General features: G+C 42.8%; 26 protein-coding genes. 24 read left to right on the top strand and 2 right to left on the bottom strand.

The features are described 5' to 3' along the window. Nucleotides 1-50: 50 nt before the first annotated feature. The 17 genes from ACEN82_RS24070 to ACEN82_RS24150 all read left to right on the top strand — a co-directional run bounded on the left by ACEN82_RS24070 (nucleotide 51) and on the right by ACEN82_RS24150 (nucleotide 15,943). Entirely contained in the window at nucleotides 51-806 is a 756-nt protein-coding gene (locus ACEN82_RS24070) for an ROK family protein (protein WP_112653382.1), read from the top strand. A gap of 38 nt (nucleotides 807-844) precedes the next feature. Next, a complete protein-coding gene (tkt, locus tag ACEN82_RS24075; protein ID WP_413322098.1) occupies nucleotides 845-2,848 on the top strand; it encodes a transketolase in 2,004 nt (667 codons plus the stop codon). 101 nt (nucleotides 2,849-2,949) lie between these two features. Continuing rightward, a complete protein-coding gene (gene rpiA / locus ACEN82_RS24080) occupies nucleotides 2,950-3,657 on the top strand; it encodes a ribose 5-phosphate isomerase A (protein ID WP_091167076.1) in 708 nt (235 codons plus the stop codon). Nucleotides 3,658-3,926: 269 nt separating this feature from the next. Beyond that, nucleotides 3,927-5,015, top strand: coding sequence for a transaldolase (tal, locus tag ACEN82_RS24085; RefSeq protein ID WP_354484763.1), 1,089 nt, complete (start codon nucleotides 3,927-3,929; stop codon nucleotides 5,013-5,015). A 105-nt stretch (nucleotides 5,016-5,120) separates the two neighbouring features. Continuing rightward, the gene (locus tag ACEN82_RS24090; RefSeq protein WP_274986012.1) at nucleotides 5,121-5,747 is read left to right on the top strand and encodes an HAD family hydrolase; all 627 of its coding nucleotides are present in this window, start codon (nucleotides 5,121-5,123) and stop codon (nucleotides 5,745-5,747) included. Then, complete coding sequence (gnd, locus tag ACEN82_RS24095) at nucleotides 5,744-7,168, top strand: NADP-dependent phosphogluconate dehydrogenase (RefSeq protein ID WP_188833641.1); 1,425 nt, start codon at nucleotides 5,744-5,746, stop codon at nucleotides 7,166-7,168. Before ACEN82_RS24090 ends, gnd begins: the two co-directional genes overlap by 4 nt. A gap of 26 nt (nucleotides 7,169-7,194) precedes the next feature. Next, the gene (gene zwf, locus ACEN82_RS24100; RefSeq protein ID WP_090532336.1) at nucleotides 7,195-8,709 is read left to right on the top strand and encodes a glucose-6-phosphate dehydrogenase; all 1,515 of its coding nucleotides are present in this window, start codon (nucleotides 7,195-7,197) and stop codon (nucleotides 8,707-8,709) included. 7 nt (nucleotides 8,710-8,716) lie between these two features. Further along, nucleotides 8,717-9,448 (top strand): 6-phosphogluconolactonase, encoded by a 732-nt coding sequence (pgl, locus tag ACEN82_RS24105; protein WP_413322097.1) that lies wholly within the window; start codon nucleotides 8,717-8,719, stop codon nucleotides 9,446-9,448. A 391-nt stretch (nucleotides 9,449-9,839) separates the two neighbouring features. Next, a complete protein-coding gene (locus ACEN82_RS24110) occupies nucleotides 9,840-10,445 on the top strand; it encodes an outer membrane beta-barrel protein (RefSeq protein WP_188833642.1) in 606 nt (201 codons plus the stop codon). 172 nt (nucleotides 10,446-10,617) lie between these two features. Continuing rightward, complete coding sequence (locus tag ACEN82_RS24115) at nucleotides 10,618-12,066, top strand: sigma-54-dependent transcriptional regulator (protein ID WP_413322096.1); 1,449 nt, start codon at nucleotides 10,618-10,620, stop codon at nucleotides 12,064-12,066. Nucleotide 12,067: 1 nt separating this feature from the next. Then, nucleotides 12,068-12,271 (top strand): hypothetical protein, encoded by a 204-nt coding sequence (locus ACEN82_RS24120; RefSeq protein WP_090532342.1) that lies wholly within the window; start codon nucleotides 12,068-12,070, stop codon nucleotides 12,269-12,271. 78 nt (nucleotides 12,272-12,349) lie between these two features. Next, a complete protein-coding gene (locus ACEN82_RS24125) occupies nucleotides 12,350-13,384 on the top strand; it encodes an AI-2E family transporter (RefSeq protein WP_112653388.1) in 1,035 nt (344 codons plus the stop codon). 163 nt (nucleotides 13,385-13,547) lie between these two features. Next, complete coding sequence (locus ACEN82_RS24130) at nucleotides 13,548-13,814, top strand: YtxH domain-containing protein (RefSeq protein ID WP_090532345.1); 267 nt, start codon at nucleotides 13,548-13,550, stop codon at nucleotides 13,812-13,814. Nucleotides 13,815-13,872: 58 nt separating this feature from the next. Further along, nucleotides 13,873-14,223, top strand: coding sequence for a phage holin family protein (locus tag ACEN82_RS24135; protein WP_167516304.1), 351 nt, complete (start codon nucleotides 13,873-13,875; stop codon nucleotides 14,221-14,223). Nucleotides 14,224-14,226: 3 nt separating this feature from the next. Next, complete coding sequence (locus ACEN82_RS24140; protein WP_413322095.1) at nucleotides 14,227-14,673, top strand: hypothetical protein; 447 nt, start codon at nucleotides 14,227-14,229, stop codon at nucleotides 14,671-14,673. 278 nt (nucleotides 14,674-14,951) lie between these two features. Continuing rightward, a complete protein-coding gene (gene trmB, locus ACEN82_RS24145) occupies nucleotides 14,952-15,611 on the top strand; it encodes a tRNA (guanosine(46)-N7)-methyltransferase TrmB (RefSeq protein ID WP_413322094.1) in 660 nt (219 codons plus the stop codon). Then, nucleotides 15,611-15,943 carry an MGMT family protein gene (locus ACEN82_RS24150; protein WP_373615466.1) on the top strand — a complete coding sequence of 111 codons (333 nt, stop codon included), beginning with the start codon at nucleotides 15,611-15,613 and terminating at the stop codon, nucleotides 15,941-15,943. The genes trmB and ACEN82_RS24150 overlap by 1 nt, the downstream gene beginning before the upstream one ends. 223 nt (nucleotides 15,944-16,166) lie before the next feature. Here ACEN82_RS24150 and ACEN82_RS24155 read toward each other — a convergent pair whose 3' ends face one another. Together ACEN82_RS24155 and ACEN82_RS24160 are read right to left on the bottom strand one after the other, a co-directional pair. Continuing rightward, a complete protein-coding gene (locus ACEN82_RS24155; RefSeq protein ID WP_413322093.1) occupies nucleotides 16,167-16,526 on the bottom strand; it encodes a VOC family protein in 360 nt (119 codons plus the stop codon). 68 nt (nucleotides 16,527-16,594) lie between these two features. Then, entirely contained in the window at nucleotides 16,595-16,972 is a 378-nt protein-coding gene (locus tag ACEN82_RS24160) for a VOC family protein (protein WP_413322092.1), read from the bottom strand. Nucleotides 16,973-17,084: 112 nt separating this feature from the next. Between ACEN82_RS24160 and ACEN82_RS24165 the strand changes: the two genes are divergently transcribed. The 7 genes from ACEN82_RS24165 to ACEN82_RS24195 all read left to right on the top strand — a co-directional run bounded on the left by ACEN82_RS24165 (nucleotide 17,085) and on the right by ACEN82_RS24195 (nucleotide 26,224). Continuing rightward, entirely contained in the window at nucleotides 17,085-17,429 is a 345-nt protein-coding gene (locus ACEN82_RS24165) for a carboxymuconolactone decarboxylase family protein (RefSeq protein WP_091167037.1), read from the top strand. Between the two features lie 126 nt (nucleotides 17,430-17,555). Beyond that, on the top strand, nucleotides 17,556-18,125 hold the full coding sequence (locus ACEN82_RS24170; protein WP_413322091.1) for a DNA-3-methyladenine glycosylase I: 570 nt from the start codon (nucleotides 17,556-17,558) through the stop codon (nucleotides 18,123-18,125). Between the two features lie 286 nt (nucleotides 18,126-18,411). After that, on the top strand, nucleotides 18,412-21,219 hold the full coding sequence (polA, locus tag ACEN82_RS24175; RefSeq protein ID WP_413322090.1) for a DNA polymerase I: 2,808 nt from the start codon (nucleotides 18,412-18,414) through the stop codon (nucleotides 21,217-21,219). A gap of 571 nt (nucleotides 21,220-21,790) precedes the next feature. Continuing rightward, nucleotides 21,791-23,215: a glycogen synthase gene (locus ACEN82_RS24180; protein WP_413322089.1), complete on the top strand. Its 1,425-nt coding sequence runs from the start codon at nucleotides 21,791-21,793 to the stop codon at nucleotides 23,213-23,215. Then, nucleotides 23,212-24,474, top strand: coding sequence for a glucose-1-phosphate adenylyltransferase (locus tag ACEN82_RS24185; protein WP_413322088.1), 1,263 nt, complete (start codon nucleotides 23,212-23,214; stop codon nucleotides 24,472-24,474). Before ACEN82_RS24180 ends, ACEN82_RS24185 begins: the two co-directional genes overlap by 4 nt. A 73-nt stretch (nucleotides 24,475-24,547) precedes the next feature. After that, a complete protein-coding gene (locus ACEN82_RS24190; RefSeq protein WP_090532369.1) occupies nucleotides 24,548-24,733 on the top strand; it encodes a hypothetical protein in 186 nt (61 codons plus the stop codon). A gap of 270 nt (nucleotides 24,734-25,003) precedes the next feature. Further along, entirely contained in the window at nucleotides 25,004-26,224 is a 1,221-nt protein-coding gene (locus tag ACEN82_RS24195; protein ID WP_413323213.1) for an IS4 family transposase, read from the top strand. Nucleotides 26,225-26,366: the final 142 nt, after the last annotated feature.

Below are 26,366 nucleotides of genomic sequence, written 5' to 3' on the forward strand. Positions count from 1 at the left end.
GGAACTAAGGGTTTCACCAAATTGCTAACCAGCTAAATAAATTACGCTAAATGAAAAAAACACCATCCCAATTAAGGGTTCTCTCAATCGATATCGGTGGATCACACATTAAAGCCACTATCCTGAATAAAAAAGGGGATTTAAAAATGGAGTACGACAAGATACCTACTCCCGCTCCTGCAAATCCCGAAAACGTTATAAAAGCTATCAACACCCTTGTGAAGGATTTTCCGGCATATGATAAAATATCGGTTGGTTTTCCGGGTTATGTAAAAAACGGAGTTGTTAAAACCGCGCCAAATCTTGGTACCGAATACTGGACCGACGTTGATTTAAGCAAAAAACTGGAAAAAGCATTAGGCAAACCAACACAGGTGGTAAACGATGCCGATATGCAGGGCCTTGGCGTTGTTGCCGGGAAAGGTCTTGAAATGGTGATAACCCTGGGCACAGGTTTTGGTACTGCTTTGTTAATGGATGGCCATTTATTGCCCCACTTTGAACTGGCGCACCTTCCGATAAAAGAAGGTATTACCTATGATAACTATATAGGCGAGAAGGCTTTGGAGAAAGAAGGCAAAGAGAAATGGAACAAACGCATGAAGAAGGTTTTCAAAATATTGAAAACTGTATTCAATTACGATACTTTATACATTGGCGGCGGCAATTCAGATGAGCTTACTTTTAAGCTTGATAAAAACATGAAAATAGTTACCAATGCCGATGGTATCAAGGGTGGCGCGAGGCTTTGGCTCAGTGAGGACGAAAGTAAAACCAAGCGCAAAATTGCAACACCTACCGAGTAAATTAAAAACTAACACTAACTACAATACCTGATAACAAAATGGAAAACCAACAAGACATAGAAAAATTGGCGATTGATACCGTAAGGGTATTGGCAGCCGATGCTGTGCAAAAAGCAAATTCAGGCCACCCTGGTACAGCGATGGCGCTGGCACCAATGGGCCACGTTTTATGGACAAAGTTTTTAAATTATAACCCTAAAAACCCCGATTGGGCAAACCGCGACAGGTTTATCCTTTCGGCGGGCCACGCTTGTATTTTACAGTACAACTTTTTGTATTTAATGGGCTATGATCTTTCGTTAGATGACATCAAACAGTTTCGCCAGCTAAACAGCAAAACGGCCGGTCACCCCGAATATGGTTTGGCTCCGGGCATTGAAGTAACTACTGGTCCGCTGGGACAGGGCTTTGCCAATGCTGTGGGCTTTGCCATTGCTCAAAAACACCTGGCTGCCCGTTACAACAAACCTGGTTTTGAGCTGTTCAACTACAATATTTACACCATCTGCAGCGATGGCGACTTGATGGAAGGTGTAACTTCCGAAGCGGCATCATTGGCTGGTCACCTGCAATTGGGTAACCTGATCTATTTATATGATGACAACCACATCTCTATTGAAGGCAGCACTGATATTGCTTTTAATGAAGATGTAAGCGCCCGTTTCCGCGCATACGGCTGGCACGTGCAGGACCTTACTGACGTAAACGATACCCACGCGTTGGAGCTTGCTTTGATCAATGCCAAAGCCGAAACTCAGAAACCGTCATTTATCCGTGTTCGCTCGCTGATTGCCTATGGTAGCCCTAATAAATCGGGCACTGCAGGTTCACATGGTTCGCCGCTTGGCGCCGACGAAATTAAACTGGTAAAACAGTTCTTCGGTTTCGATCCTGAAAAATCATTCAACGTACCTGACGAGGTGCTGGATTACTATCACAAAAAAGGTGCACGCGGCGCTGCAGTTGAAGAAAAATGGAACAAATTATTTGCAGATTATAAAGCAAAATTTCCTGAGTTAGCCGCCGAATACGAAGCTGCCGCGAAAGGCGAACTACCTGCAGGCTGGAAAGATAAATTGCCGGTATTTAAAGGTTCGGACCCTAAAATGGCAACCCGCCAGGCCTCAGGCAAAGTATTAAACGCTATTGCGCCGGCATTGCCAAACCTTATTGGCGGTGCGGCCGACCTTGCTCCATCAACAGAAACAAACCTGAAAGAGTTTGATTCATTTACATCAGAAAACCGTGCAGGCCGCAACTTCCACTTTGGCATCCGTGAGCATGCCATGGGTTCGGCTTTAAATGGTATGGCTTTAACCAAAGGCTTGCTGCCATTTGGCGCTACGTTCCTGATGTTCTCTGAATATATGCGCCCGCCAATCCGCCTGGCGGCCATCATGAAAATAAACCCGATTTTTGTTTATACGCATGATAGTATTGGTTTGGGCGAGGATGGTACTACTCACCAGCCTATTGAGCAATTGGCTTCTTTACGTTCGATACCAAACTTAACCGTGATCCGTCCGGCTGATGCCAACGAAAGCGCGCATGCATGGCGTGTTGCCATCGAGAAAAAAGGCGGCCCAACTGTGCTGATCTTCACCCGCCAGGGCTTACCTATCCTTGACCAGGATAAATACGGCAAAGCCGAAAACCTGGAAAAAGGTGCCTATGTGCTTTCAGAAGGCAGCAAAGGCCCGGATCTGATCCTGATAGCTACCGGATCTGAAGTAGCTTTAATTATGCAGGCACAGGAAAAACTGGAAGCTGAAGGCATTTCAACCCGCGTGGTAAGTATGCCGTCATGGGAGCTGTTTGAAAAACAGGATGAGGCTTACAAAGAGTCGGTATTCCCTAAAGCAAGCAAAAAACGTTTGGCAGTTGAAATGGCATCACCAATGGGCTGGCACAAATATATCACTGACGAAGGCGATATGCTGGGCATGACCACCTTTGGTGAATCGGCCCCTGCCGAAGATCTGTACAAACACTTCGGCTTTACTGTTGATAACGTTGTTAAAAAAGCAAAAGCTCTGTTATAGATTTGAGATATTAGATGTGAGATTTGAGACAAGCATAGCTTAAAACCTATCCGGTAATCAAATCTCACGTCTCAAATCTCAGATCTCACATCTAAATAAAAATGAACTGGAACAGCAACCTGATAAATAACCTGGAGTGGGCCGATAAGATTATCAATATCGAAGGCAAACAAAAGGTAGCTGCCGAAATAGCAGCAAAAGTTAAGGATGGCGATATTATAGGTGTTGGCTCGGGTTCAACATCATACCTGGCTTTGGTGGCGATTGCCCAAAGGGTAAAAGATGAAAAACTGAATGTAAAAGCAATCCCCACTTCGGTAGAGCTTTCTATGTTTTGCAGTAAACTGGGCCTGCCAATAACAACGCTGTATGAACATAAACCCGATTGGCTTTTTGACGGAGCTGATGAGGTTGACCCCGACAAAAGCCTGATCAAAGGGCGCGGCGGGGCTATGTTTAAAGAGAAGTTGCTCATCAGCTCAAGTGAAGTAAGTTATATTATAGTTGATGAGTCGAAAATGGTTGATAAATTAGGCTCGAAATTTCCGGTACCTATCGAGGTTTTTCCGCAGGCATTGCCTTATGTGGAAAAGGAGCTGAAAAGTTTAGGGGCCACCGAAATAGCTATCCGTCCGGCAAAAGGTAAGGATGGGCCAATAATTTCAGAAAATGGCAACCTTGTATTGGATTGCAAATTCGATGAAATTGGTAAAAGTTTTGAAAGGGATATTAAATCGATAACAGGGGTAATTGAAAGCGGACTTTTTATCGGCTTTGATGTGAATATTATCATGGCCTCGAACAGTTAGATTTAGCCTTAAGTTTGACGTCTTTAGTCCGAAATCTTAAAGAAAATGAGACTTTTGATTTGCTAATTCTAATTTAAGACTAAAAACCGGCATTTACTGCTAAAAACTGCAGACTTAACCCGGAAATGTTAACAAAGTATGATATAAATCTTACAATTACTGACATTCTTATTAAGAACTTTACATAATAGACCGATTTGGTAGCAATTTTTACTACCTTCATCGCGCTTTTAACAAAATAATTAACAAACACAAAAACAAACCCTATTATGGCAACTAATAACGTAGCGCAGATACATGGTTTTGGTCAGAGTATCTGGCTTGATTTTATTGACCGTGAGATCATTTCATCAGGAAAACTTAAACAATTAATTGACGTTGACGGCGTACGCGGCGTTACTTCAAACCCTGCAATTTTTGAAAAGGCTATCAGCAGCAGTTCTGATTACGATGCTGATATTGCCGCGCTCAAATCTGAAAGCGACAACGAAAAGCTGTTTTTTGAAATAGCTGTTAAAGATATCCAGGCTGCTGCCGACCTGTTTAAAGGTGTTTACGAAGAATCAAACAAAGTTGATGGTTACGTAAGCCTTGAAGTTTCTCCGTTCCTGGCTTTAGATACCGAAGGTACTGCTAAACAAGCAGAAGAACTTTGGAAAAAAGTTAACCGTGAAAACGTAATGATCAAAATCCCTGGTACTAAACCAGGTTTGGCTGCTATTCAGCAATCTATTGCAAAAGGCATCAACATTAACGTTACCCTGCTGTTTGGCTTAGAGCGTTATGAGGAAGTGACTGAAGCTTACATAGCAGGCCTGGAAGAGCATTTAGCTGCAGGTCATAAAATTGCCCACATTGCGTCAGTAGCCAGTTTCTTCCTGAGCCGTATTGATGTCATTGTGGACCCGATCATTGAAGCAAAAGGCGAAAAAGAGTTGTATGGTGAGGTCGCAATCGCATCAGCTAAAAAAGCATACGAAATTTATAAAAGGGTATTCAGCAGTGAAAGGTGGAAAAAACTTGCCGAGCAAGGTGCACAACCACAGCGTTTATTATGGGCAAGTACAGGCAGCAAAAACCCTGCATTTAAAGATACTAAATATGTTGAGGCATTAATTGGCCCGGACACGGTTGATACCGTTCCTCTGGAAACTGTTGACGCTTTCCGTGATCACGGTGTTGCTGCCAACACGTTAGAAACCGGTTTAGATAAAGCTACCGAGATCTTAGCCAAACTACCTTCTTTAGGTATCGACCTTGCTGCTGTAACCCAGCAACTGGAAGACGAAGGTATCGAGAAATTCAACAAGCCATTTGAAAAGTTGTTGAACGCCATCGAAACACAGAAGAATAAGTAATCAAGTTCGAAGTCTTAAGCCGAAAGTCCTAAGTTCGAAGTCGGGATTATCTCTTTGACTTTGAACTTACGACTTTAGACTAAGGACTTCAATACAAATACATCTATGGAAGTTGCTGATCTAAAGATCCTTTTTTTTGACGTGGGCGGCATTTTGCTGTCGAACGGATGGGGGCATGAGGCGCGCGAAGAAGCGGCCAAACGTTTTAACCTTGATTACGACGAAGTTAACGCGCTGCATAATTTCATTTTTAACGTATATGAAATTGGCAGTATCACGCTCGACGAATACCTTGATACGGTGATATTTAACCACCCGCGGGATTTTGTACGCGAAGATTTTAAGGATTTTATCTATTCTACCTCTGTTGAATTGCCTATGCTGCAATTCCTTAAAGACTGGAAAAAAGATTGTGGCTTCCGTATTATTTCAGTGAACAACGAAGGCAAGGAGCTGAACGATTATAGGGTACGTAAATTTAAGCTGCATGAGTGTTTTGATGCCTTTGTATCATCATGCGAAGTGAAAATGCGTAAACCTGATCCGGGTATCTGGCAGTTAGCTATGGGTATAGCCCAGGTATCGCCTCAACAATGCGTGTATTTTGACGACAGAAAGATGTTTGTTGATACCGCCCAAAAACTGGGGATCCGTTCTTTTCAGCATACCAGCCTCGAAAGCACCAAGAAAATTTTAGAAACTCTTAAAAAAGAAAACCTCAAAACAAAATGAGCGCAACAGAAAACAAATACGCCTTTGGCATGATAGGCCTGGGTGTTATGGGTCGCAGCCTGCTGCTAAATATGGCCGATCATGGCTTCGCGGTGGCCGGGCACGATAAAGATACCGGTAAAGTAGATTCATTGAACCAGGAAGCTGGTGACAGGGCCGCTAAGGGCTTTGCCGATGTTAAAGAATTTATACAGAGCCTTACCACACCAAGGGCTATCATGATGTTAGTGCCTGCCGGTAAAATTGTTGACGCTGTAATTGAGGAATTAACCCCGTTATTGGAAAAAGGCGATATCCTGATTGATGGCGGTAACTCGCACTTCACTGATACAAACCGTCGTGTTGAGGAACTGGAGGCCAAAGGCCTGCATTTCTTCGGTATGGGCGTATCAGGCGGTGAAGAAGGTGCCCGTCGTGGCCCAAGCATGATGCCGGGTGGCGATAAGGATGCTTATGCTGTGATGAAACCTATTTTTGAAGCCATCGCTGCTAAAGTTAATGGCGAACCTTGTGTTACTTACATTGGCCCTGGCGCATCAGGTCACTTTGTTAAAATGGTTCACAACGGCATCGAGTACGGTATTATGCAGGTAATTGCCGAAACTTATGAGATCCTTAAAAAAGGCTTAAAGTTAGGTAACGATGAAATTGGCGATCTGTTCACTAAATGGAACGAAGGCCGTTTACAGTCATTCCTTTTAGATATCACCAAAGATATTTTCAAATACAAAGCACCTGGAACCGATCATTTATTGTTAGATGATATTAAAGACGAAGCGAAAGCTAAAGGCACAGGTAAATGGACGTCGCAGGTGGCTATGGATTTGGTAACCCCAATCCCAACTATCGATACATCTGTATCAATGCGCGACTTGTCTAAATACAAATCACTGCGTGAAAAAGCTTCAACACTTTATAATGATCCTATCGAGCTTAAAGGCGATAAAGAAGAGTTATTGGTTGCTTTAGAGCAGGCTTTCTACTTCACCAGCATCGTTACTTACGCACAGGGTATGCACCTGCTTACCAAAGCATCTGAAGAGTATAAATATGACCTTCATTTGGGCGAAATTGCCAAGATCTGGAGAGGCGGCTGTATCATCCGTTCAGAATTTTTGAATGACATTTACAATGCTTACAATAAAGATCAGGCACTGCCTCACCTGTTGCTTGACAGTGATATCCAGGCATTGGTTGCCGGTACCTTACCAGGCATCAGGAAAGTATTATCGGCTACTATTGCTGCCGGTGTTGCTGCTCCTGGTTATGCTTCAGCATTGAGCTATTTTGATGCTTTCCGCAGCGAAAGAATGCCTTCCAACCTTACCCAGGCCCAACGTGATTATTTTGGCGCGCACACTTATGAGCTGATTGGTAAAGAAGGCACCTTCCATACACAATGGGCTCCGGCAAACGACTAATTGACGCTATTAATTAAAACAAAACAATGAGCACAACAGCTAAATCAGACCCTACCATATTTATCATTTTTGGTGGAACGGGAGATTTGAACTCCCGGAAAATTGCGCCGGCCCTATATAATCTATTTTTAGATGGATGGATGCCCAAACAATTTTCCATTATTGGTACCGGTCGTACCAAGCTAACCGACGAGCAGTTCAGAGAAAACCTATATAAAGATATCAACCAGTTTTCGCGCAGCGGTAAAACGGATGATAAACAATGGGCCGAATTTGTAAAAAACGTTTATTACCAGGTATCTGACGCCACTGATTTTGAAACATACAAAGAATTTGGCAAACGCATTGAAAAACACAACGCCGAGTGGAAAACTAAGGCAAACGTGTTGTTTTACCTTGCGGTAGCGCCTAATTTCTTCCCGATCATTGCCTCAAACATATCAAAAGCTAAATTGGCCGATGATAAAAAACGTGTAAGGATCATCATTGAGAAACCATTTGGGCACGACCTGGAAACTGCAAAAGATCTGAACCAGTTATTGAAAAGCATTTTTGATGAATGCCAGATCTATCGTATCGATCATTACCTGGGTAAAGAAACTGTTCAAAATATCATGGCTTTCCGTTTTGCCAACTCCATTATGGAGCCGTTATGGAACCGTAACCATATTGAGCACGTACAAATTTCAGTTACCGAGCAATTGGGCGTTGAAGAACGCGGCGACTATTATGATGGCTCAGGTGCGATGAGGGATATGATCCAGAACCACCTGCTGCAATTGCTTTGCCACGTGGCTATGGAACCTCCTATCAGTTTTAGCGCCGACGAAGTACGCGACCGCAAAGTTGACGTATTGAAAGCAATGCGCAAGTTTACCGCTGAAGACGTACGTAACTCAACAGTTAGGGGCCAATACGGCAGCGGATGGATGAAAGGTAAAGAAGTACCGGGATACCGCGAAGAACCAAAAGTTAATCCGGAATCAAATACCGAAACTTTTGCAGCAATTAAGTTCTTCATCGACAACTGGCGCTGGCAGGGTGTACCATTCTACTTGCGTACAGGTAAAAGAATGCACCAGTCATCATCAGTTATCACTATCCAGTTTAAAGATGTCCCTCACCAGATTTTCCCGGCCGAAGCTACTGAAAGCTGGCAGCAAAACAGGTTGATCATCAGCATTCAGCCAGAGATGAGCATCCGTTTACAGGTTCAGGCTAAACGCCCGGGTATCGATATGGTATTAAACGCCGTTGATATGGTGTTTGACTATAAAGGTACTTATACCAACCAGGCGCCTGAAGCTTATGAAACACTGATCCTGGATACCATGATGGGCGATCAAACCCTGTTTATGCGTGGTGACCAGGTTGAGGCAGCATGGGAACTGGTAATGCCGATACTAAACACATGGCAAAATAAAAAGAGCCTTAACTTCCCTAATTATTCGGCCGATTCATGGGGCCCTGAAGCAGCAGAAGCTTTAATTGCCCGCGACGGTTATAATTGGTTTACTTTACCTGTAAACGGTAAAAAATAAAAAGCTGATGAAACTGAATATCTATAACACGGAAGGTGAAGTTTTAACCGGGCTGGCCGATCACTTTGTTACCTTGGCTACCGAAGCCATTAACAAAAACGGAAAGTTCAGTGTGGCGCTTTCGGGCGGCAGCTCACCTAAAAAGCTATACGAACTATTAGCTTCAACAACATACGCCGACCAGGTGAACTGGGAAAAAGTTTTCTTCTTTTTTGGCGATGAGCGCAACGTACCTCATGACCATAAGGATAGCAATTACCTGATGGCAAAAAAGGCGTTGTTTGAGCCATTGATGATCAGTCCGGCGCAGATTTTCCCGGTTGAGACATCGTTTGGCCCTGCCGAAGCCGCTGCCAAATACTGGGAAGTGATCTCGGCGTTTTTTGATGATAGCGAAGCAAGCTTTGACCTCGTGCTGTTAGGCTTGGGCGATAACTCGCACACCGCATCATTATTCCCTTATACGCCGGTGTTGCATGACCGTGTGCCCGGTGTAAAAGAAGTATGGCTTGAAGATCAGCAGGTATGGCGCATTACCCTCAACGCACCGCTTATTAATGATGCTGCTCAAATAGCATTCTTAGTTTATGGTGCAGGTAAGGCCGAAGCTGTAAAACACATCCTGGAAGATGATGAGGATATTGAGCTTTATCCGGCGCAGCTTATTGATTCCATATCCGGCGAAGTAGAATGGTTCCTCGACGAACCGGCTGCTGCCGAATTGGAAAATAAAGAATAATACCCGTTATTATTTTAGCAACTAAAGGGCTTGGGCATTTGCTTAAGCCCTTTTTGTTTTGGCAGTTCTATAATAATTACCGGATGCACATTGTACATTAAATTCACAGGATTTTTTTTGGTATTTTAGTCGTTTCGCCCAATTTCACGCAGAATTCATCATTTTTCGGGTCAAAAACACATGTTAAGCCAATGTTAATTTTGACAGAAAAACAGCAATTACAACGGCATTTTACACTGCCCTGACTAACATACCAATAGAGTCAAAAAATAAATAACTATTAATCAATCGATTAAATATTCATGACTTTTGGATGAAAAATCGCATCTGATTTGTGTTGTTAATTTGCTGTGTGTTTAAAACAACATATATCAAAAACACAACAATAGTTATGAAAAATTTATTCAAAGTTTCAGCATTAGCCCTTGCATTTGCAGGCTTAGCATTTGGTGCAAAAGCACAAACATCTACACCTACCACCACTACTACAACATCAACTACAACTAAAAGCGGCATCCGTTACAGCATCGGTGTTGACGCAGGCATTCCTCTTGGCGATTTCAAAGATAACTACAAGTGGAATTTAGGCGGTTCGGTACAAGCTGATATCCCGGTGGTTTCAAACCAGTTATTTGTTACTGTTAACGCAGGTTACAACAATATTTTTGGTAAAAATGATGTGGTTGTAGGTAATACAACTGTTAGCCCTACCGATTTTCATTTGATCCCGGTTAAAGCAGGTTTGAAATACTTCCCGATCAGCAACTTCTACGTACAAGGTGAAGCCGGTGCTGCATTCCTGTTAAACAAATCTGACGTTGGCGCCAATAAATCAACTGCATTTGTTTACGCTCCGCAAATTGGTGTTCAGTTCCCGGTAAGTGCAAGCAGCTTTATTGATGCTGGTATCCGCTACGAAGCAACTACCAAATATGCTACCGGCGTTGACGCAAGCAAGGTTAACTTTATAGGTTTACGTGTAGCGTACGGCTTTTAATATATGGCCCTACACATACCTTGATAAAAAAGGGGAGCTCATTTGGGCTCCCCTTTTTTATTATGTTTTTTTAGTTGATATGAACCTTTATAATTAAATAAATCGTATAAATTAGCACATTGTTTGTATTTTGACACGTAATATTACATTTACCGCACAATAATTGCTGAATATGAAAAGGATCCTCATCATTGATGATGAAGTTAATGTGGCGTTATTGCTATCGAAGTTTTTGACGCGGAATGGGTTTGACGTTAGTACGGCATCAAGCGGTACCGGGGGGATGGAAGCGTTGAAAAATGGTGAATATCAACTTGTACTATGTGATTTCAGGCTCGAAGATACCGACGGCCGCGAAATGCTCCGCAATATTAAAATTCAATATCCTAAAACAGGGGTTATTATCATCACCGGCTATTCAGATATTAAAATGGCGGTTGAGCTTATTAAAATGGGGGCCTATGATTATATCACCAAGCCGCTGTATCCCGATGAAATATTAAATACTATTAATAAGGCCCTTGAAACACACCATGCCCTGGTTGAAATTGACGAGGAGCCCCAGGCGACTATTTTACCTGAGAAAACTAAAGTTAACACTGTAAAAAAAACCGTTTTTGCAGCCGAATTTGTAACCGGCACCAGCCGCGCGTCAAAAGAGCTTGCCCGGCAGATAGAACTGGTGGCACCAACAAACTACAGTGTTATTATTTTAGGCGAAAGCGGTACCGGAAAAGAATCCGTAGCGAAAAGCATTCACCTCAACAGTCCGCGGCATAACCAGCCTTTTATAGCAATGGATTGCGGCTCTTTAACCAAGGAGCTCGCGGCAAGTGAATTTTTTGGTCACGAAAAGGGTTCATTTACCGGCGCTTTATATACTAAAATAGGTCACTTTGAAATGGCTAACGGAGGCACTTTATTTTTAGATGAAGTGGGCAACCTTTCGTACGAGATCCAGGCAGCTTTACTTCGTACCGTACAGGAACGTAAAGTCAAAAGAATAGGCAGCACCAAAGAGATAGATCTTGATGTACGCATTATCATAGCCACCAACGAGAACCTGCAGGAAGGGATTCAGAAGGGCCGTTTCCGCGAAGATCTTTATCATCGCTTTAACGAGTTTAGCATTTACATGCCGCCATTACGTGAGCGCGGCCATGATATTATATTACTGGCCGAACATTTTTTAAAAATAGCCAACCAGGAGCTCGGGCGCAATGTTGAATCGTTTTCGCAGGAGGTTGTGGATTGCTTTATGAATTACCGTTGGCAGGGCAATATCCGCGAGCTTAAAAACGTGATCCGCCGTGCAGCACTTTTGGCCGAGGGCAATGAGATCACGCTTAAAGCATTGCCGCTTGAAATGTCGACCTATAAATTATCGTACGAAACGGCTAATCATTATACGCAGCAGCATCATACCACAGCGCACGTGGCAGAAGCCCCCGAGGCAAAAGAACCCCGTCATGACCTTAAAAATGCCGCGCTCGAGGCCGAATATGAAACAATTATAAGGGTATTAAGGGAAGTTAATTTCAACAAAACCAAAGCTGCCGAGATCCTGAATATCGACCGCAAAACCCTCTATAATAAAATGAAGGCCATTAACCTTAAGTAAAATGGGCGCTCATGAAGAAAAGGACGATGCTGAGGCCATGCGCAAATTAAGGCACGATATAAAAAATCAATTATCAAACATTCACCTGGCGCTTGAGCAATTACGGTATGAAATACCCAATCCAACATCAGATTGTTTGTTTTACATGGATACCATAGAAATAAGTTCAATCCGGATCAATACCCTGCTTAACGATACTAATTAAAGGCGTTGCAATTAATGCTTGAAACGCTAAAACTTTTTGGCGTTTTTTTGTTTAAGCAAGTATCAATCAACAGCCTACATGTCAGTCTTCAATTATAAGCAGCGCAACAATATTATCCTGGCGAGTATCATTATACTTGGCTGTTTCTTATTATATGCGCTCAGCAGCTTGTTTAGCTCAATTCTTGGCGCAGTAGTGCTGTTCACCATTTTTCGTCCCCTTTACATTAATCTTGCCGAAAACAAAGGGTGGAACCGCTCGCTGGTGGCCCTGCTTATTATTTTTATATCGCTTATTGTTATCGTGATCCCTTTCTTAACACTAAGCATAATGGTTGTGGGCAAAATTTCAAGCATCAACCTTAAAGATCTCCCGATTGACCAATGGATTTCAAAAATTGACGCATTTGCCGGCGCAAACCTTAATCAACCTCATTTTGCCGAAGAGACATTACAAAAATTAGGCACTTTTGCCACCGGTCTTTTCCCGTCTATACTGGGCAGCGCGGCCAACACCATATTGACCCTGCTGGTATTGTATATTATACTGTATTTCATGTTTACCCAAATACGTGAATTTGAGGCCGGGTTGTTGAAATATGCGCCATTCAGGGAGCAGCACGCATTGAAATTTGCCAATGCCCTGCGCGATTCTACCTATTCAAACGTTTTAGGCCAGGGAATTATAGCACTTACACAGGGAATACTACTCGCCAACGGATTTTGGATATTTGGCATTCCCGACCCGATTTTTTGGGGGGTTATCGCTATCTTTATTTCGTTTTTACCCGTTGTAGGAGCACCAACGCTATGTATCCCGGCAAGCATTGTATTGTTTGCACAGGGGCACAACTGGCAGGGAGTAGCATTACTGGCTTACGGTTTATTGTTCATTGGCAATATTGATAATTTTTTGCGCATGATCATTAATAAACGCGTTGCCAACACACACCCTATTATTTCGATAATAGGCGTTTTTATAGGCCTGCCCCTTTTCGGGATCCTGGGCCTGGTATTTGGCCCGGTACTGCTATCCTATTTCCTGCTGCTGATGGAAATTTATGAAACAAACCGCATGGCGGCCGACAGGCTTGAACGGATTAACAGCGTATAAAATATATCGTACAGCCCTGAATAGTTTTGTGAACACAGGGTAAAATTTATTTGACTGATAAAAGTTAATTTATACTTAAATAAAAATAATTGTGCCAAATGCACATATTTGGCAGGATATTTACACGTAACTAATAAAATGTTCAACTTTTAATTATATTACAATGAATGATAACTCAAAAGTAGTTGTTGCATTGCTTGCCGGTTTAGCAGCAGGGGCAGCGTTAGGTATTTTGTTTGCACCTGATAAAGGCAATGAAACCCGCGACAAGCTTACCGAATCATTAAAAAACCTTGGAGAGTCGATAAAAGATACTGCCGCTGCCGAAATTGACAATCTGGTTGGCTTAAAAGACAAAGTTGTTGAAAACATCAAGTCGAAAATTAAAGGTGCCGAAGAAGAATACCAGGACGACCTGGAGCACGCCTAAGCATGTATAACACCAATCCCGGATGCGGATAAAACATCCGGGATATATAACCTTACTCATGGAAGATAAAAAAGAGACTCAACCACCAGTACCCCCAATAGTTGATCAGTTAAAGGAATATGCCGAAACCCGGTTTAAGCTTTTAAAATACGAAGCTATTGAAGGTGGTACCTCCATATTAGCAAGCATCATTGCCGATCTGGTGACTGTAATAAGCATGGTACTGGCTTTTCTTTTTGCAAGTGTTACTTTAGGCTTTTTTCTTGCCGATATTTTACACTCTTACTGGATGGGTTTTGGATGTATTGCCGTGCTTTACTTTTTGATAGCCATGTTTATCAAGATATTTAAACGACACCTTGAAAGGCCGCTTATCAACATCTTTATTCAAAAAATATTTAAAAGATAAACCATGGATCTTCATATCACCAACATCAGCGATCTGCAAGCCGAAATATTCAGGTTAAAAACGCTTGAAAAACAGCAATCGGTGGCTTTGAAGGCGCGCGTTAACAGCCCTTCTGCTTTATTTTCAACTGTGCTTACGCTGTTCCCGCGTTCAAATGATACTGATGGTGTAAAAAATACCAGTTTTTTTCATCCCGATATTCTCAACCTCATCTCCAGGTTCGTGATTCCGCTTACCTTGAATAAAACGCTTTTTAAACACTCCAACTTTTTGGTAAAAACACTGGTTGGCCTGGTATCACAAAAAGCTTCAAATTATGTTAATGAGGATACCGTGAGCAGCATTTGGGACAAAGCAAAAGCGCTTTTCGCCAAGTTCACCAAAAAGAAAGATGACGCTGCATATAAACCTACGCCATATGTTAAGCCTGTGGGCGGGGCTGTTGTATAATAATTTTTACACGAATTTTTCGAATTGAGACGAATTTCACGAATTAGAATTAAGTTTAATCTTTGAACTTCGTGTAATTCGATTGTTGCTACTCAATCTGCAAATCAATTCGTGTTAAAAATTCCCACACGAATTTTGCTAATTATTCGAATTTCTCAAACCTGCTATACAGATCCATTAAACCAATTCGTGCAATTCGATTTAATTGTTCTGCAACAAGCAAATCATTCGTGTTAAAATAATTTCAATATTTTTGCGCTTTATTTTAAAAACGTAAAGTGGGAAAAGATAAGTTAAGGCGTTTTGCCGAGGTTGAAACCTTTAGTAATGTATTGCAACTAGATGCCGGCAAACCGTTTAAAGGCCGGTGGGCCGCTGAGTTTTTTAAGAATGAGCACCCAGTTGTGCTTGAGCTGGCCTGCGGCAAAGGCGAATATACCGTGAACCTCGCGCGGATATTCCCCAATAAAAACTTCATTGGTATCGACTACAAGGGCAACCGCATTTGGCGCGGCGCCAAAACTGCTATCGAAGACGGAGTGCCTAATGTTGCTTTTTTACGCATCCAGATCGAAAACCTGCTTGATTATTTTGCTCCCGGCGAAATAGACGAGATCTGGATCACTTTTCCCGACCCGCAGCCGCAATTAAGCCGAGAGAAAAAGCGGTTGACTTCACCACGGTTCTTAGATAAATATATCATCGTCTTAAAACCAGGTGGCTGTGTTAACCTTAAAACAGATAACGATGGATTGCATGCTTATACCGCCGAAAAAATTGACGAGTTGAAGCTGAATCTGCACGTTAAAACTGAAGACCTCTACAATTCAGCATATGCGGACGAGGTACTTTCTATTAAAACCTACTACGAGAAAAAATATTTAAAGGATAACAAGAACATTAACTACCTTAAGTTTTCATTTACCGAAAACGCCTGATGGAGGATATTAATTTTTTTGAAAAAGTTTACCAGGTAGCCCGGCTCATCCCGCCGGGACGGGTGACCTCATATGGCGCTATTGCAGCCTATCTTGGCACCAAAGGCTCATCGCGCATGGTAGGCTGGGCCATGCAGGCGGCCGGGAATGTAAAACCTCCGGTACCTGCACACAGGGTAGTAAACCGTCAGGGTTTGTTAACTGCAAAAGCCCATTTCGGCGGTAACCGCATGGCCGAAATGCTGGAAAGTGAAGGCGTAAAAGTAGTTGACGATCAAGTGCAGGATTTTAAAACAGTTTTTTGGGACCCTACGGTAGAGCTGGCGTTGTAATCTCCCGCTAAACTCATTTAACCATGTCATTGCTGTAAGGAGCGAGCTGGATAGTGCGTGAGCGCGACGTGGCAATCTCGTAGCCAATGCATAAAAGTCAAGTATAGACCGACCTATACGCGACGAGATTGCCGCGCTACGCTCGCAATGACATTTTTTTTATTTCAAGATATAGATAATTTCATCTTCCCAATACTTGTTGGCTCCAGCAGCAGTTATTAGTTTACTCCGTAAACTGCAACAACTCCATCCTGTTCCCAAATGGATCAATAAATGAAAACCGCGTGCGATCCGGAAGAACAGGTTCTTCCCAAAACTCAACGCCATGGCTTTCCAGGTGCCGGCGGGCTTCTGCAATATCGGTAACCTCAAAGGCCGTATGCCGCGATGTGCGCGGCAAAGCATCTTCAGTACTTAAATGAAGCTGGATATCTGATATCTGAAACCAATAGCCTTTTGAATTAAAGGCCGGTCGTTCTATCCGCTGTAACCCCACAACGTCGGTATAAAAAATTCTTGCTTCTTCCAGCCGTTCTAACGGAACGCAAACCTGGATATGGTCGGCACGTTTAAAGTTGATCATAAGCCCCTCTAAATCCCCCCTAAAGAAGGCGATTTTAATTAAATTATTAATTTCTATGATAACCTCGGTTATTCATGCTCGGCAAAAGTAAGCACATAACCGTTATTATCTTTTATGGAGAATTCGGTAGCACCATAAAAAGTAGTTTCGAGGCCTTTTAGTACGGTTACCTTATCCTTTATCTCTTCAAAAAAAGTACGGATATTTTTTAGGTTGATGTACAACAGTAATGAGCCGCCGTCGGTGCGGTTTATCTCCGGCAGATCATCGGCCAGGCTGCTAAAGGTTTGGAACATCATGGTAACGCTTCCGTTAGTCATCATGGCCCAAACAAGATCAGGCCCGGTTTCGGGAACACTCATTGCCAGTTTAAAACCAAGCAGTTCATAAAAGCTGATGGCTGCATTAATATCGTTTACAAAAATGTTAGGTGATAAACTTTCCATAATTAGTGTGTAAAGAATTTGGTTAATGCCATAAAAATAACGATCCAATCTTTTAAATGCTAAATATTTTAGCTTAATTAGCTTAAATTTTTATTAACAAACACAACACCACGTGGGAAAACTTGTAGAAGAATTTGACGCCTATCGCTCTAAAATGAACGACAGGATCATGGAAACCGCCAATACCAACATTAAACGCTTTTTTGCGCTCGATACAACCAGTTATGCCGAAGGTGCACTTGATGTAAAAACCAAAGAGATGCTTGGCCTGGTAGCCAGCATGGTTTTACGCTGCGACGATTGTATTAAATACCACCTTGGCAAATGCCACGAAGCGGGCGTTAATCACGATGAAATGAACGAGATTTTTATGATAGCCAATTTGGTAGGCGGCTCAATAGTTATCCCGCATTACCGCAGGGCTGTTGAATATTGGGATGAGCTGAACGAACAATAAAATAACCTCACCACGTCATTGCGAGGCACGAAGCAATCGCGAACTATACAGAGCGGCTCCGCTAATCGAGGATTGCTTCGTTCCTCGCAATGACGTGATTTATAATCAACATAAACCTTGTAAAACATGACCGATCAAACAAATCCAAAAGACCTAATCCGCTGCTCCTGGGCAGGCACCGACGAACTGTACATCAAATATCACGATGAAGAATGGGGCAAAGAAGTTCATGATGATCATACCTTATTTGAATTTCTGATATTAGAATCCGCGCAGGCCGGGCTTAGCTGGATCACTATATTGCGCCGCCGCGAAGGCTACCGTAAGGCATTTGCCAATTTTGATGTGCAAAAAGTAGCAGCTTTTATCGATGAAGATGTTGAGCGCTTAATGCATGACGAGGGTATCATCCGCAACAGGCTCAAAATATTAGCCGCTATCAACAATGCTAAACTGTTCATCGATTTACAAAAAGAATTTGGTTCGTTTGATAAATACCTGTATAGCTTTATGCCCGATGGAAAGCCAATCGTAAATCATTCGCACAAAATACCGGCTACCAGCCCCGAATCTGACGCCATCAGTAAGGACATGAAAAAGCGGGGTTTTAAATTTTTCGGCAGTACTATTTGTTATGCCCACATGCAGGCCACCGGTATGGTAAATGATCATATTCCTGATTGCAGCTTCAAATAATTTTATTTTCCGGGATTACACAGATTATAAAATGATTACACCGATTTTTTTGATAGCTGAATATTGATTGGGGTTGATTTTAGAGATAGGAATAACAACTATTCGTCAACATTAATTGTATTTTTGAAACGAGGAAATCGCATCGATTACTTGATTTCATTAGCTTAATATTGGATAATTGGCTTATAATCACCCTTTTTTAATCAGTGTAATCATAAATCAATCGGTGTAATCCCAAAAAATAAAATCAGTGTAATCGCCTAATCAATCGGTGTAATCATAGACTATGAAAAAACTATTTCTTTTGGATGGCATGGCCCTTATTTACCGGGCGCATTTTGCTTTAAGTAAAACACCGCGGTTTACCTCAAACGGGCTAAACACCTCGGCAATGATGGGGTTTACCAATACCCTGCTGGATGTTTTGAAAAAGGAGGCCCCCACCCACATGGCCGTGGTTTTTGATACCGAAGCACCAACCGAACGACATACCGATTTTGAAGGCTACAAAGCTCACCGCGAAGCCATGCCCGAAGATTTGGCAAAAGCTTTACCTTATGTAATAAAAATTATCCTGGGCTTTAACATCCCCGTTATTACTTCAGATGGCTACGAGGCCGACGATATCATCGGTACCCTTGCAAAAAAAGCCGAGCAAAAGGGCTACACTGTTTATTGTATGACTCCCGATAAGGATTTTGGCCAATTGGTATCAGATAATATTTTCATTTACAAACCGGCCCGCATGGGCAACGAGATGGAAATACAAGGCGTTAAAGAGATACTGGCCAAATGGGAAATTGAGCGTGTTGACCAGGTGATAGATATTTTAGGCCTATGGGGTGATGCGGTTGATGGCATTCCGGGTATTCCGGGCATCGGCGAAAAAACGGCCAAGGCGCTTATTAAACAATATGGCTCGATGGAAAACATCTTTGAGCATAGCCATGAGCTTAAAGGCAAACAGCGCGAAAACGTTGAACAGTTTAAAGAGCAGGGCCTGATGTCGAAAAAACTGGCTACCATATTGCTAAATGTACCTGTTGAACTGGATGAAGAAGGCCTCGAAGTATGCGCTCCAAGTAAGGAACTATTAGAGCCGCTTTTTGCCGAATTGGAGTTCCGTACCTTAGGCAAGCGCGTTTTTGGCGATGATTTCAGCATAACCGAGTTAAAGCCTGCCGGAACCCAGATCGATCTTTTTGGCAATCCAACGGCAACCGGTCGTACCACCATTGCGGTTGATGTGGAAGATATCCGTGAGGACCTTATCATCGCTGCCAAAAACATCAACAATACGCCGCATGAGTATCATTTGGCCGACACCCTTGAAAAACGGGCCGAACTGATCAAAATATTAGCGCAGCAGCCAACCATTTGCTTTGATACCGAAACCACCGGTACCGATCCTAATCATTGCGAACTGGTAGGCCTGTCGTTTTCTGTTAAACCTGGCCAGGGCTGGTATGTACCCGTTCCCGCTGACCAGGCAGGGGCGCAAAGCATTGTTACCGAATTTAAAGCGGTGCTTGAAAATGAAAATATCGGCAAAATAGGGCAAAACATTAAGTTTGATATCCTGATGCTGAAGTGGTACAACATCGAAGTGAAAGGAACTCTGTTTGATACCATGCTGGCCCATTACATCCTTGATCCGGATACCCGCCACAATATGGATATCCTGTCGGAAAATTACCTTGGCTACAAACCGGTTTCCATAACAGAACTTATCGGGCCAAAAGGCAAAAATCAGGGCAATATGCGCGATGTTGATTTTGAAAAAATTAAAGAATACGCAGCCGAAGACGCCGACATCACCCTGCAGCTAAAAGATGTTTTTGAGCCTAAACTAAAAGAGGTTGAAGGCGAAAAACTGGTGAATGAAATAGAGCACCCGCTTATTTACGTACTGGCCGATATGGAGTACGAAGGCGTAAAAATAGACCACGATACACTGCGCGATTTTAGCAAGCAACTGGAAACCGACATTGCCCAATATGAGAAAACGGTTTATGAAAAAGCGGGCGTAAAATTCAACATTGCATCGCCAAAACAACTGGGCGAGGTTTTGTTTGAAAAACTGATGCTTGACCCTAAAGCCAAAAAAACCAAAACAGGTCAGTATCAAACCGGAGAGGACGTATTGCTTTCATTAGCCGCCAAGAGCGATATTGTGCGTGATATCCTTGATTTCCGCCAGCTGCAAAAATTAAAGTCGACCTATGTTGACGCGCTGCCGCAGATGGTGAACCCTAAAACAGGCAGAGTACATACATCATACAACCAGGCTGTTGCCGCAACAGGCCGATTAAGCAGCGTTAACCCCAACCTGCAAAATATCCCTATCCGCACCGAGCGCGGCCGCGAAGTAAGGAAAGCTTTTATCCCAAGGGATAGCAATCATACCATCGTATCTGCGGATTATTCGCAGATAGAACTGCGCATCATTGCCGAGATCAGCAAAGATCCTAACATGATGCAGGCCTTTATCAATAACCACGATATCCACACGGCAACAGCTGCTAATGTTTACGGCATCGGGCTTGATGAAGTAACCAGCGATCAGCGCCGTAATGCTAAGGCCGTAAACTTTGGTATTATTTACGGGCAATCGGCCTTTGGTTTATCGCAAAGCCTGGGTATTCCGCGTAAAGAAGCTGCCGAAATCATTGAGCAATACTTTATCCAATTTGCCGGCATTAAACAATACATGAGCGATACCATGAACTTCGCCCGCGAAAATGGCTACGTGTGCACGCTGATGGGCCGCCGCCGCTATTTGCGCGATATCAATTCGGCCAATGCAACCGTTCGTGGTTTTGCCGAGCGAAATGCTATTAACGCCCCAATACAGGGTTCAGCCGCCGATATGATCAAAATAGCCATGATCAATATCCACAAAGAACTTAAGGCACAAAAACTGGATACCCGCATGACTATGCAGGTACATGATGAGTTGGTGTTTGACGTTCCGAATCATGAAGTAGAGATCGTGAAACCGATCATTATGCATAACATGAAAACCGCCATTAAAACCGAAGTGCCGATCATGGTTGAGATTGGAACTGGCTTAAACTGGCTGGAAGCGCATTAAGCGCCCGTTGTTAAAGTGACTAAAATGTCATTGCGAGGAGAAACGACGAAGCAATCGCATGCTGTACAGAGCGAACCTATATAGTATGTGATTGCCACGCTTCGCTTATAATTACATGACTGTAAGCTACTGATTATTAATTGTACTTTTGAACGATTGTATAACATGGGCGTTGCCTGCGGCCCGGGCTTTCCGCTACAAGTCCTCGCTTTACCCGCATACAAGTCCGGCGCACGCTCCGGGCTTTTCACTGCAATCCCTAACGCGGCCCACACACAATATCGCTAAATATATTTTACACGCCATCACGATTTTTCGGGCTATCCTGGCGGACACCGCAATGACATATCTATAATTTATGATGCATTTTGCAATATAAGACTATTTTTCCCCCTTCATATTACACTAACCTATACTTATCCCTTTCCTTTTTCCCTATCATTTTTACAACTATAACATCTTAACGGTAATAAAATTTCAGCGCTTTTAATCTAAATTTTACAAAACTATATTAATTGCCGCGGGTTTCTCTTTTGGTAATCTTTGCTTAAATTGAGCCAATAAAACCTGAATGAAAATATACCATTTGAGTGCCGAGTGCTATCCCGTTGCTAAAGTTGGCGGGCTTGCCGATGTTGTTGGCGCATTGCCTAAGTACCAGAACCTTGCAGGTTTGCAGGCTGCGGTTGTTATGCCTTTTTACGATCGTAAGTTTACCCAGGAAAACGACTTTGAAATTGTGTTTGCTGCTGCAACCTTACTCGGTAATCGCCGACTTTTCTTCGAGATATTGAAAGAGAAAACAAACAAACTCGGTTTTGAACTTTATTTAGTAAAAATTCCTGGCTTGCTCGACAGGGAAAATATCTACAGTTACCCTGATGAGCGCGACCAGTTCATGGCTTTTCAATTGGCATTTTTAGATTGGATCAGTTATTCACAGCAAACGCCAGATTTGATCCATTGTCATGACCACCACGCCGGGTTAGTCCCGTTTTTACTTTATCATTCCAAACTATATACAAGGCTGGCCAATACCCCAACCATATTTACCATACACAACGGCCAGTACCACGGCGCTTTCGGCTGGGACAGGCTATCCTTATTACCTGAAATTGACCTGACCAAAACAGGCTTGCTTGACTGGGCCGGCGGGATCAATCCACTGGCAGCTGCGGTTAAATGCAGCTGGCGTTATACAACGGTGTCTCCAACTTATTTGGAGGAGCTCACTTATAACTCCAATGGTTTGGAGTACCTGTTTTACATTGAACGGGCAAAGGGCTACGGTATCATGAACGGCATCGACACCGAGGTTTGGAACCCGCAAACCGACCCGATGATCCCAGCCAAATTTTCGGCTAAAACATTGGCTAAAGGTAAAAGGGCTAATAAAGAAGCTATTTGCAAACGCTTTGAGCTCGATCCCGAAAAACCGTTATTCACTTTTATCGGTCGCCTGGTTGTTGAAAAGGGAGCTGATCTGTTGCCTGCCGCTATCGAACGCAGCCTGCTCGAAAACGAAGGCGAAGTAAACTTTATCATATTAGGGGCTGGCGATAAGGAAAATGAACTGGCGCTGCTTCAGCTTAAAAATAAATATCCTGAGCATTGTAATGCTTTTATTGGCTATGACGAGTCATTGGCACACCTGATTTATGCCGGGGCCGATTTTCTGCTGATGCCATCGCGGGTAGAGCCCTGCGGCCTTAATCAGCTTTATGCACTGCGTTACGGCACCATGCCAATTGTACGTACTACTGGTGGATTGAAAGATTCTGTCATTGATTTTGGCGATGAGGGAGGCTACGGGATCCGCTTTGTACAGGCCAGCGTACAAGATATTTGCCACTCGGTTTTCAGGGCAAAACAACTTTACCAGGATAGCGCAAAAATGCAGCAGCTCCGCAAGCAAATGATGGCCCTTGATTTTTCATGGGCACGCTCAACACAAAAATACACTGAACTATACGAAAGCTTAAAACTAACTTTATGACATCCAAAGTAATCTCCATTGTGCTCGGTGGCGGCCAGGGCAGCCGTTTATCACCGCTTACCGCAACGCGGTCAAAGCCGGCAGTTCCAATCGCGGGTAAATATCGTTTGGTGGATATTCCCATTTCAAACTGTTTGCACTCGGGTATTACGCGTATTTATGTGTTAACGCAATTTAACTCGGCCTCGTTAAACAAGCACATCAAAAACACCTACCACTTCAGCAGTTTTAGTGATGCTTTTGTTGATATTCTTGCGGCAGAACAAACACCGTCAAGCGTAGCCTGGTTTCAGGGTACGGCCGATGCTGTGAGGCAAAGCTTACACCATTTGGCGGTGCATGAGTTTGATTATGTGCTGATCCTGTCGGGCGATCAGTTGTACCAAATGGATTTTGAAGATATGATCAACCATCATATCGAAACCAATGCCGAAATTTCGATAGCTACCATCCCTGTTGATGCGGCTGACGTTCCGGGTTTCGGGATCCTGAAAACTGACGAAAACAACATGATCACCTCATTTATCGAAAAACCTAAAAGCAATTTTGAAAGTTGGGCGTCAGAGGTTAGTCCGGAGATGGAAGCTGAAGGCCGTGTATACCTGGCGTCAATGGGTATCTACATCTTTAATCGAAAATTGCTATATGAATTGCTTGAAGGCAACGAGCGTACCGACTTTGGTAAAGAGATCATCCCACAATCAATTGAAGGCCATCGCGTAGCCAGCTATCAATACGAAGGCTACTGGACAGATATTGGTACTATCCCTTCATTTTTCGAGGCCAACCTGGGTTTAACCGATAACATCCCCAAGTTTAACCTGTTTGATAAAAACCCGATCTACACCCGTGCGCGCATGTTGCCGCCGTCAAAAATATCAGGCACGCTGATGGAAAAATCTATTGTTGCCGACGGCTGTATTATCAATGCCAAACAGATCATCCATTCTATAATAGGGATTCGTACCCGCATTGGAGTTAATACCATTATCGAAAACTGTTACGTAATGGGCAGCGACAATTATCAAACCCTTGAGGAAATTGCCGAATGTAAAGAAAGCGGTTCGCCAATTATGGGCATCGGCGATAATTGCCATATCCAAAACGCCATTATTGATAAAAATACTTACATCGGTAATAATGTAACCATTAACTGCGGCGAGAAGCTTGAAGATGGTGATTACGGCACCCATACTGTACAAGACGGTATTGTTGTAGTAAAAAAACGGGCTATAATACCGAGCGGCACAGTTATTTAATTAAAAAAATAAAAAAAACAAACCATAGTTAATTTGTTATAGATAGAACTAACCATCTAAAACATAATCAACTATGAAAAAGGCACTATGTATGATCGCTTTAGCAGCGATCTCGTTCAGCAGCGTTTTCGCTTACGGTACAGTAGTTCGCCCCTCAAAAGGCATTATGCAAACTGATACTACCAAGAAGAAGAAAACGAAGAAAATGAAAAAAGATACCATCATGAAAAAAGACACCATGAAGATGAAAAGGAAATAAGTCTTTAGTCTGAAGCCGGAAGTTTTAAGTCCGGTGGTATCAAACAGAAACAGCCCCGGCATTTTGCCGGGGCTGTTTCTGTTTTAAAAAGGGTGTCATGCTGAGTGTTTAAATCCGGCGGCCTCTGAAGGTAGTATGACATCTCTCCTTAGTCATGCCGAACTTGTTTCACTGTTGTCCGGTAAAAGATTTTTTAGGGAAAAAGGAAGGGATAGCCGAAAGACTACCCCTTTGTGTTGATATTTGAGTTACCACACTTAAATACGCAACATGAGCAAAAGTACTTTTTTTACCGGACAGCCGGTCCTGAATCAGTTATTAGGTTTAATAGATCGTAATAATGTTCGATCATTAGCAAGACGTGGGGATCACGATCTCTACTACCGTTACTTTGATACCTATACACATCTTGTAACGATGCTTTACTGCGTTTTTAACAGATGCACCAGCAGCAGAGAAGTAATCAGCGGCATGAAAGCAAGCTTGCATAAGCTTTATCATATCGGTATAAGTAAATGCCCGGCCAGAAGCACCTTATGTGATGCTAATGCCCAGCGTAGCTTTGAAGTATTCGCCCGTATTTATGATAACCTGTATAGGCGGCATAAGCAACTTTTACCGGACAGCCGATTAAAGATCGATCCTAAGCTATTCATTGCCGATTCTTCAACAATTACCTTATTTCAGCAAATATTGAAAGCCCCAAGCCCGGGAAAGGCCAACGGTAAGAGAAAAGGCGGGATCAAAGTTCATACGCTCATTAAGGCAGCAGATGATGTACCGCTGAAAATCAGCTTCACGGCAGCCAGTGCTAACGATATGCCTTTCCTTAAAGAAATCAAACTCGAACCAGGGTCCTTTATCGTTTTCGATAAAGGTTACGTAGACTATTCTGAATATCAAAGAATGACAAATGAAGGCGTATTCTTTGTCACCAGGCAGAAAAAAGATGCCAAATACTCAACAATGTGGCTGAATGAGCTTAGCGAACAAAGCAAGGCACACGGTGTCATCGAAGATAAACTACTCCTCCAGGGCACACGTACTCAAAAAGAGGGTATCCAGTTGGAGATTCGCCTGGTTACTTTCTTTGACAAAGAAACCGAAAGGACATTTGAGTTTTTAACCAATAATTTCTCGTTACTTCCTGAAGCTATTGCCGATCTTTATAAGAAACGATGGCTTATTGAAATACTATTTAAGCGGGTAAAGCAAAATTTCCCGCTTAAATACTTCCTGGGGGATAATGAGAATGCAATCAAAATACAGATATGGTGCGCTTTTATTGCCGATCTTCTAATCAAAATTGTCCAGGTACAACTCAAAAGACAATGGTCTTTCTCTAATCTGAGTTCAATTATAAGACTCCATCTGATGAGTTATATCCACCTATTTAACTTTCTGAACGATCCGGAGAAACTGTCCGTCATGTCAACAAATCACTCACGGCAACTAAAATTGGGGGCCTTGGACATCCGCTTTAAAACCTAAACCCTTCTTTTTATATCATAATGCAGTCTTTTTATAACAATAACAAACTTTACCGGACAACAGTGAACTTGTTTCAGCACCTCACAAGAAAAGTGGCAAATTTGATTAGCATGGTTGCTTAGCGAGTGGGGTACTGAAACAA

It is taken from the genome of Mucilaginibacter sp. Mucisp73, assembly GCF_059491465.1.